Here is a 2,279-nt window from a genome sequence, read left to right on the forward strand (position 1 = left end):
ATGCTAGCAAGTTAAGCGAACACTGACATGATAAATTAGTGGTTAGCTATATTTTTTACTTTGCAACAGAACCATATTGAGGCTAAATTTGAAGATGGTATTTTATCTGTAGATTTACCAAAAACAGAAAATAGTCAAAGAAAAGTAATAGATATCAATTGATATAAAAAAGAGATGTGAAAATATTTTCACATCTCTTTTTTAAGGCTTTAAGAAACGAGTTGAAAACGAGTTTCTTCTTGTATCGCTAATCATTGGAGGCGAAATTAATATCATTTTCCCATCTACAGGTATATCTTTACCATGAATGGATTCAATAGATTTAATCTCTCTATATAAACCTTCTTCTTGTAATTTTTAAAATCACTTTGTAAGGTTATTCTACTCTTTCTTTCAGCTCATTATATCCAAAGTCGATTTCAAATCCCAAATCTTCTATCATCTTATAATCTAATTTATTAGGCTGTCCTCCAGTAATTAAGTAGTCTCCTACAAATATTGAATTTGCTGCCTTTAAGGCCAAAGGTTGTAGTGAACGCAAATTAACTTCTCTACCGCCAGCAATTCTAATTTCTTTAGATGGATTGACAATCCTAAAAAGAGATATAAGTCGCAAGCACTTCATGGGTGTCAATTCATCCATTTCTCCAAACTTTGTACCTTTAATAGGATGTAAAAAATTAATAGGAATACTATCTGCATCTATTTCTTTTAAGGCAAAAGCCATATCTATGATATCTTGATTTGATTCTCCCATCCCACAAATCACACCAGAACATGGTGAAATATTGTTTTCTTTCATAATTTCTATAGTATTTGTTCTGTCCTTATAAGTATGGGTAGTTACAACTTCTTCATGATAGTTTTCGCTCGTATTTATATTATGGTTATATCTATCAACGCCAGATGATTTGAGCTTCTTAGCTTGTTCATCATTAGTTAAACCAAGGCACGCACATATTTTCAGTTGAGGATGGTTTGATTTAATTTCTTCTACTGTTCTACTTATATGATCAATTTCCTTGTTACTAGGTCCTCGGCCGCTCATGACAATGCAATATGTACCTATGTTATTCTCGTGAGCTACTTTGGCTCCGCTAACAATTTGTTCTTCTGGCACTAGAGCGTATCTTTGCTTTTGTTTCATATCTCTAGATTGACCGCAATAACCACAGTTTTCCGGACATATACCACTCTTAGCATTTAAGATCATATTTAATTTTACTTTTTTCCCATAATAATGTTTTCTTAATATGTAGGCTTCGTTCAATAAATCTAATGTATCTATATTAGGATTTTCATATATTTTCAATAACCTCTCTTTAGTTAAGATTTCTCCTTTTAAAATTTTTTCAGCTAAATTCATACTAATCATCCTTATCTAATATATTGTGTAGTGCTTTTTCAAAAATATTAACCATTTTTTAAATTTCTTTATTTAATATGCTTAAAATTGGAACAAAAGTAACAATAATTTCTAAAGCAATGGAACATACTATTTGGTTACCGGTGTAAGTATAGCTATGAAAAAATGCATTAACACCATGATTATCGCTTGAAAATGTTTTATAAATCTTTTGAGAATTTAAAGTAGCAGCTAAAGGTAAATCCCCCCGTAATCGTCTTACCTAGACACATGATATCTGGCGCACATTTTCATGATTACAAACAAACATTTCACCACTCTTTCCTATATCTGTATTAGTACTGATAATAAAACTAAGAGCCCTTAATGTAAACTAAAAAAATAAAAATGTTTACATTTGAGATGAAGCAGTGTCATTAAATACAAAAATAAATCTGACATTTATCTAAAAAAGAGAGGCCTTAATTACTAATATTTCAAAACACTTTCTAGAAACTCTTGAAGTTATCGTCAGACTTCTGGTTTGCATTTAACCCTACGTTTAAATAATGGTATGACCAAGAAGGGAAAATATACTTTATATATACTGTTGATGATTTTAGACAAATTTTAAATTAATGAATAATAATTTACTAACTTAAAGTTAAAAATTGAATTTTCTAAAGGTAGTAAGGTATATCTAATGTTCTTCTTAGCAGTACATTTTCTATACGTTTATTTGCTGTAAACAGCTAAATAAAGTTACTCTTACGTTCTTTTGATCACGTATCGTAACATCTTTTAATTAAAAAGATAAACTTGAGTGATTTGGTACGAAAAGAATGAGTCATTATGATAGCGGGTTCTGTTGCAAAGTAAAAAATATAGCTAACCACTAATTTATCATGTCAGTGTTCGCTTAACTTGCTAGCAT

Annotated in this window: 2 protein-coding genes and 1 pseudogene; 1 reads left to right on the forward strand and 2 read right to left on the reverse strand. The window is 30.0% G+C overall.

The genetic code is table 11. The features are described 5' to 3' along the window. Positions 1-60: 60 nt before the first annotated feature. On the forward strand, positions 61-162 hold the full coding sequence (locus BLR15_RS14500; protein ID WP_176754179.1) for an Hsp20 family protein: 102 nt from the start codon (positions 61-63) through the stop codon (positions 160-162). Between the two features lie 214 nt (positions 163-376). Here BLR15_RS14500 and bioB read toward each other — a convergent pair whose 3' ends face one another. Continuing rightward, positions 377-1,366 (reverse strand): biotin synthase BioB, encoded by a 990-nt coding sequence (bioB, locus tag BLR15_RS13715; protein WP_092988355.1) that lies wholly within the window; start codon positions 1,364-1,366, stop codon positions 377-379. A 103-nt stretch (positions 1,367-1,469) separates the two neighbouring features. After that, positions 1,470-1,691: pseudogene (locus tag BLR15_RS14350) on the reverse strand (aminotransferase class III-fold pyridoxal phosphate-dependent enzyme); the annotation flags it as partial. Positions 1,692-2,279: the final 588 nt, after the last annotated feature.

This window comes from Lacicoccus qingdaonensis, from assembly GCF_900101075.1.
In the GTDB taxonomy this organism is placed as follows: domain Bacteria; phylum Bacillota; class Bacilli; order Staphylococcales; family Salinicoccaceae; genus Lacicoccus; species Lacicoccus qingdaonensis.